We start from the raw sequence: 6,747 nt of genomic DNA on the forward strand, positions 1-6,747 counted from the left end.
CCAGGGAGGCTTCCATGACCACCATCATCGCCGCACCCGAGCAGCCGCCCTCCGGCCGGACCGGCGCCAGGGCCGCCGGGCGCAGGGGCGACCCGCAACGTTCCGGCCGCCTGGCCGCGATCCTGCTGTCCCCGACGTTCATCGTGCTCGCGCTGGTCGTCGGCTACCCGATCCTGGCGGCGCTGCGCGAGTCGCTGTACCGGCGCGGGCAGGGCCTGGACGCCGACGGGTTCGTCGTGCAGGGCGACCAGTTCGTCGGCCTGTCGAACTACCTCGACATCTTCTCCGGCCCGAGCTCCTCGGTGTTCTGGGGCGCGCTGTGGAACACCTCGTTCTTCACCGTCACCACCGTCGCCGTCGAGACCGTCCTCGGGGTCTGCATGGCGCTCATCATGCACTGGGCCTTCCGCGGCCGGGCGCTGGTGCGGGCCAGCGTCCTGGTGCCGTGGGCGATCCCGACCGCCGTGTCGGCGCTGCTGTGGCGCTGGGTGTTCCAGGCCGACGGCGTCGCCAACGCGATGATCGGCCGCCAGGTGCTGTGGACCACCGAGGGCGTCCAGGCCAAGTTCGCCGTGATCATCGCCGACACCTGGAAGACCGCCCCGTTCGTCGGGCTGCTGGTGCTGGCCGGGCTGCAGATGATCCCGCGCGACGTGCACGAGGCCGCGCGGGTGGACGGCGCGGGCGCCTGGCACCAGTTCTGGCGGATCACCCTGCCGCTGGTCAAGCCGGTGCTGCTGGTCGCCGTGCTGTTCCGGCTGCTGGACGTGCTGCGCATGTTCGACCTGCCGTTCGTGCTGATCGGCGCGCAGAAGGAGTCGGTGCAGACGTTGTCGATGCTGGCCTACGACGAGGCGTCGAACCTGCGCTACGGCGCCGCTGCGGCCTACTCCACCATCCTGTTCCTCTACGTCGCGGTCGTCGCCTACGCGTTCGTCAAGCTGCTGGGCGCCGACGTGATCGGCGAGATGCGCCAGGGGCGCGCCGCGAACGCCCGCCGCGCCCGCCCGCGCCTGCCGTTCCGCAAGGGAGTGACCTCATGAGCGAGCCGGAGGGGCGCGGCGTCGGCTGGACTGACGAGCGACGAAGGAGCGAGGAGGGAAGGCGGCGCCTGAAAGGCGCCCCGGAGGCCAGCGGGGGACAGGGGGTGACCTCATGAGCGCACCGTCGGCCGGGGCGCCCGCGCGGCGTCGTTTCCCGGCGGCGAACACGCTGCGGTTCGCCGGGGTGGCGGCCGTGGTGGTGTACTGCCTGGCGCCGTTCTACTGGATGATCGTGTCGGCGTTCCGGCGCCCGCAGGACCAGTTCGACAACGCGCCGCTGCCGTCGCCGTGGTCGATGGAGAACTTCCGCGCGGTGTTCGAGCCGGACGTGGGGTTCCAGCGCGCGCTGGCCAACAGCCTGGTCGTGGCGGGCACGACCACGGTGCTGACCCTGGTGGTCGGCACGTTCGCCTCCTACGCCCTGGCCCGGCTGGCCTTCCGCGGGAAGAACCTGGTGCTGGGCCTGGTCATCACCACCTCGATGTTCCCGGGCATCTCGCTGATCGTCCCGCTGCTGAAACTGTTCACCGACATCGGCTGGATCAACACCTACCAGGCGATGGTCCTGCCGAGCCTGTCGTTCGCGCTGCCGCTGGCGGTCTGGAACCTGACGACGTTCTTCCGGCAGCTGCCGTTCGAGCTGGAGCAGGCCGCGATGGTGGACGGCTGCACCCGCGGCCAGGCGTTCCGGCGCGTCATCATCCCGCTGGCCGCGCCGGGGGTGTTCACCACGGCGATCATCACGTTCATCGCGGCGTGGAACGAGTTCATCATCGCCCTGTCCATGGTGAACAAGAAGGAGATGCAGACCGCCACCGTGGCGATCTCCAAGTTCACCGGGGCGTACGGGTTCGACCAGCCGTTCGGCACCCAGATGGCGGCCGGGGTGATCGTCACCGTGCCGCTGGTGATCGTGGTGCTGATCTTCCAGCGGCGCATCATCGCGGGCCTGACCGCCGGGGGCGTCAAGTGACGCCGCCGGGCGGCCGGGTCGCTCCCCCCAACCGAAAGGACGTCGTGCAGCACACGGACAAGGCGCCCTGGTGGCGCAGTGCGGTCATCTACCAGGTCTACATCCGCAGCTTCGCCGACGGGAACGGCGACGGCGTCGGCGACATCGCGGGCATCCGCTCGCGGCTGCCGTACCTGCGGGACCTGGGCGTCGACGCGATCTGGATCACGCCGTGGTACACCTCGCCGATGGTGGACGCGGGCTACGACGTGGCCGACTACACCGACATCGACCCGCTGTTCGGCACCCTCGGCGACGCCGAGGAGCTGATCCGCGAGGCGCACGGCCACGGCATCCGGGTGATCGTCGACGTGGTGCCCAACCACTCCTCCGACCGGCACGCCTGGTTCCGGGCGGCGCTGGCGGCCGCTCCGGGCGACCCGGCCCGCGACCGGTACGTCTTCCGCGACGGGCGCGGCGACGACGGGGAGCTGCCGCCCAACGACTGGCGCAGCACCTTCGGCGGCCCCGCCTGGACGCGCGTGCCGGACGGCCAGTGGTACCTGCACCTGTTCGCGCCCGAGCAGCCCGACCTGAACTGGGAGAACCCCGAGGTGCGCGCCGACTTCGAGCGCGTGCTCGGGTTCTGGCTGGACATGGGCGTGGACGGGTTCCGCATCGACGTCGCGCACGGCCTGATCAAGGCGCCCGGCCTGCCCGACCTGGGCGGCGACGGCGAGGACGTCCTGGAACCCACCGACCGTGTCGACCACCCGCACTGGGACCGCGACGGCGTCCACGAGATCTACCGGGCGTGGCGCCGCGTCTCCGACGGCTACCCCGGGCAGCGCGTCTTCGTGGCGGAGGCGTGGGTGGCGAACCCGCAGCGCCTGGCCCGCTACCTGCGTCCCGACGAGCTGCACACCGCGTTCAACTTCGACTTCCTGCGGGCCCCGTGGGACGCGGCGCGGCTGCGCGACGTCGTCGACACGACCCTCGGCGCGCTGACCGGCGTCGGCGCCCCCGCCACCTGGGTGCTGTCCAACCACGACGTGGTGCGGCACGTCACCCGGTACGGCAGGCCGCACACCGAGGGCCGGGGGCCGCGTCACGACGTGAGCGAACCCCTCGACCTGGAGCACGGCACCAGGCGCGCGAGGGCGGCGGCGCTGCTCATGCTGGCGTTGCCCGGCGGTGCGTACGTCTACCAGGGCGAGGAACTGGGGCTGCCCGAGGTGGAGGACATCCCCGAGGACCGTCTCCAGGACCCGGTGTGGGAGCGGTCCGGCCACGCCAACCGGGGCCGCGACGGCTGCCGCGTCCCCATCCCGTGGTCGGGTGACGCGCCGCCGTACGGCTTCAGCGCCACGGAGGACGCCGAACCGTGGCTGCCGCAGCCGGAGCTGTGGAAGACCCTCTCCGTCGAACGGCAGACCGGCGACCCCGCCTCGATGCTGGAGCTGTACCGGTCGGCGCTGCGGCTGCGGCGCGAGAACCCGGCGCTGGGCGACGGCACGATGCGGTGGAACGAGACGCCCGACGGCGTTCTCAGCTTCTCCCGCGATCCCGGCTTCACCTGCGTGGTGAACGTGTCCGGCGAGCCGTACGAGCTGCCCGCCGGCGCCGAGGTCCTGCTCGTCAGCGGCGACCTGGACGGCGGCCGGCTGCCCGCCGACACCGCCGTCTGGCTCGCCACGTCCTGACACCCGTCCGGCGCGGGGCTCGCCCGCCCCGGGCCCCGCGCCCCGTCCACCGGTCCGGCCGGCCGGTCCGGTTCCGCACATCGGGGGTCAACCGAGGGGAGACACGAACCTTGAGACGCGACACGAGACGCGGCATCGCCCTCGCGGCCACCGCCGTCCTGGCCGCCGGGACGGTCGCCGTGCCGCCCGCCCAGGCACGGGAACGGGCGCCCGAGGAGGAACTGACCACGACGACCAGGCTGGCGGACCGGCGTTCCGTCGTCGTCGGCGACCGGTTCTACGCCATGTCCACCGCCGACGGGCTCTACCCGGCGTCCGGATGGCACGTCACCGGGGAGATGGGCGGGTTCTGGACGCCGCCGCTGAAGCTGCTCGACGGCGTGTGGTTCGGCGTGGACGGCGCGTGGCTCGGCAAGCAGACGCGCGCGGAGAGCCACACCGCCGGGTACGGCTACACCCGCACCCGTTACGCCGCGTCCGGCGGGGTGCGCGTCGAACGCACCGACGTGGTGCCCGACGGGCTGCGCGCCGGCCTGATCGGCCTGACGTTCCGCGCCGACGAGAAGCGCACCGTACGGCTCGACGTCGACGCCCACTCCGAGCTGATGACCGCCTACCCGTGGGGCGGCACCACCCCGAACCAGAGCGCCCACAACCTGCCGGACACCGGCGCCTACGAGGACGGCGCCCTCGTCTTCCGCGAACGCGGAAGACCGCAGGTGCCCAACGCGTCCGAACACGACTTCGCCGCGCTCGTCGCCGCCGACCGCCGCCCCGCCTCGCACCGGCTCGGGTCCGGGCATCGCGGCCCGCAGGAACCGCCCGTCGTCTGCCCCGCCACCGGCACCACGCCGGACCGGTGCGACGACTCGGAGTTCGGCAAGGGCACCGGCGGACGGCTGACCTACGACGTGCGGGTCCCCGCCGGACGCGACGTCACCGTGTGGGTGGCGATCGCCGGATCCGACCGCGGCGACGGCGAGGCCCGCGCGGCGTTGCGGTCGGCGTTGCGCGACCCCGCCGGTCTGCTGGCCCGCAAGAAGGCCGCCCGCCGCGCCGTCGCCGCCAACACCGTCGTCGACCTGCCCGGTGACCGGCTGCTGCAGCGCAGCGTCGAGTGGAGCAAGCAGAACCTGGCCGACTCCGCGCAGGAGGCCCGCGACCTGCGCGTCCGCGTCACCCGCGAGGGCAGGCAGTACCCGGCGCCCAAGGGCGGGGTCCCGGTGGCCCGCTGGCTGGGCGCCGGATGGCCCGACTACCCGTGGCTGTTCGGCACCGACGGCGAGTACACCGCGTTCGCGTCCGTCGCCGCCGGGCAGTTCACCGACATCAAGGCGCACCTGCGCGCGCTGCGCGACACCAGCGAGATCGCCAACGACCGCAGCGGCAAGGTCGTGCACGAAGTGATCTCCGACGGGTCGGTGTACTTCGGCGCCGACGACGACGCGGGCAACACCGACGAGACCGCCAAGTTCCCCAGCGCCGTGGCCCTGGTCTGGCGGTGGACGGGAGACCGCCGCTTCCTGGACGACCTGTACGACTTCTCCGTCCGCAACATGCGGTACGTCACCGGGAAGCTGGACGAGGACGGCGACGGCTGGCCGGAAGGCCTCGGCAACGTCGAGCGCACCGGCATGGGCGTCGAGAAGCTCGACAACACCGTCTACACCATCCGCGGGCTGCGCGACCTGGCCGACATGGCCCGCGCCAAGAACGACACCGCGACCGCGCGCTGGGCCGACGAGCGCGCCGCCCGCATGGAGAAGGCGTTCGACCGGACCTGGTGGAAGGGCGGCGACACCCGCCAGTACGCCGACTCCGTCGACGACCCCGACGACCCCGCCGACGACAACACCAGGCTGTTCCAGCGGCACTGGATCGGCGTGACGCCCATGGACGCCCAGCTCGTCCGCCCCGGCCAGGTCACCCGGCCGCTCGCCGAGGACGAACGCGCGCACACCGCCCTGGCCAAGCGCGAGGAGCCCTGCTACACCGGCGACAACGGCCTCTACCACACCGGCACGGGCCCGACCTCGGCGGAGGGCGGCAACAAGGGGCCGTCCTGCGACAGCGCGGTCTCGGCCGTGCAGAGCGAACGCGTCGTCTACTCGCTCGGCAACGGCATCATGGCCGTCGCCGAGGGCAACTACGGACGGCTCGCCCAGCAGCGCCGCTACACCGCCGCCAACGCCCGCATCCAGCTCGACCCGAACCTGTGGGAGATGCCGGGCGCCATGCCGGAGATCGCGGCCAGCCCCGACTTCAGCCCGGCCAACATCGACCGCAAGCTCACCGACCGTTCCATGGTGCTGCAGGCGTGGGGCGCGTACGGGACGCTGTGGCCGGTCGTGCGGCAGCAGCTCGGCGTCGACCCCGACATGGGGCGGGCGCGGCTGGAGGTCGTCCCGCAGATCCCGCCGGGCCAGTCCCGGGTGTCGGGGCGGTCCATCCGCCTCGGCTCCGGCTCGGTCGACGTCACCGCCGAGTCCCGCGGCGGGACGCTGCGCACCGTGGTGAACGCGGCGCGGCTCGACGGGGTCGCCCTGCGGCTCGGCCACGTGCTGCCGTCCGGAGCCGAGGTCGCGTCCGTGACCCTCGACGGCCGTCCCGTCGCCCCGACCGTGCGCCGCACCGCGCGCGGCGACGAGGTCGTCGTGGACGCCGGGGCGCGGCGCGGCACGTCCACCCTCGTGATCACCCTCCGCTAGCCGACGGGAGTTCCCCTTGCCTCAGTCCGCCCAGCCCGCCGTCCATGAGCACATCACCTGCGTGGCGGCGCCCGCGATCTGGCTGTCGCCGCCGAGCGGCCAGGTCGCCGGCGGCGTCGACGGCCTGTACGTCGCCGAGCGGCGCGTGCTGTCGCGTCTCGTGGTGACCGTCGACGGACGCGAGCCCGAGCCGGCCGAGGCGAGGCCGCACGGCGCGAACGGCGCCCGGTTCACCGCGTCCGCCGGGGCGCTGGCCGTCGAGCGGGTCCGTGTCGTCGTCCCCGACGGCGGCACGGAACGGATCGTCCTGCGCAACACCGGGGACGGCCCGGCCGCCGCGA

General features: G+C 73.2%; 5 protein-coding genes. All 5 read left to right on the forward strand.

Features of this window, described 5'->3' with window-relative positions; translation table 11 throughout:
• Positions 1-14 precede the first annotated feature (14 nt).
• The gene (locus ABD811_RS14205) at positions 15-1,043 is read left to right on the forward strand and encodes a carbohydrate ABC transporter permease (RefSeq protein WP_344946566.1); all 1,029 of its coding nucleotides are present in this window, start codon (positions 15-17) and stop codon (positions 1,041-1,043) included.
• 112 nt (positions 1,044-1,155) lie between these two features.
• Positions 1,156-2,016, forward strand: a complete 861-nt coding sequence (locus ABD811_RS14210; RefSeq protein WP_344946569.1) for a carbohydrate ABC transporter permease — start codon at positions 1,156-1,158, stop codon at positions 2,014-2,016.
• A gap of 44 nt (positions 2,017-2,060) precedes the next feature.
• Positions 2,061-3,698 carry a glycoside hydrolase family 13 protein gene (locus ABD811_RS14215; protein ID WP_344946572.1) on the forward strand — a complete coding sequence of 546 codons (1,638 nt, stop codon included), beginning with the start codon at positions 2,061-2,063 and terminating at the stop codon, positions 3,696-3,698.
• A gap of 110 nt (positions 3,699-3,808) precedes the next feature.
• Complete coding sequence (locus ABD811_RS14220) at positions 3,809-6,406, forward strand: glucosidase family protein (protein ID WP_344946575.1); 2,598 nt, start codon at positions 3,809-3,811, stop codon at positions 6,404-6,406.
• Positions 6,407-6,422: 16 nt separating this feature from the next.
• Positions 6,423-6,747: glycogen debranching N-terminal domain-containing protein (locus ABD811_RS14225; protein ID WP_344946578.1), on the forward strand; the 325-nt coding region annotated here is incomplete at its 3' end.

The organism is Actinomadura miaoliensis, from assembly GCF_039536785.1.
Lineage (GTDB): Bacteria > Actinomycetota > Actinomycetes > Streptosporangiales > Streptosporangiaceae > Spirillospora > Spirillospora miaoliensis.

What these genes read in the sequence shown, in the direction of transcription:
- ABD811_RS14205 (WP_344946566.1), top strand. Translation starts at nt 15, where the DNA reads ATGACCACCATCATCGCCGCACCCGAGCAGCCGCCCTCCGGCCGGACC.
- ABD811_RS14210 (WP_344946569.1), top strand. Translation starts at nt 1,156, where the DNA reads ATGAGCGCACCGTCGGCCGGGGCGCCCGCGCGGCGTCGTTTCCCGGCG.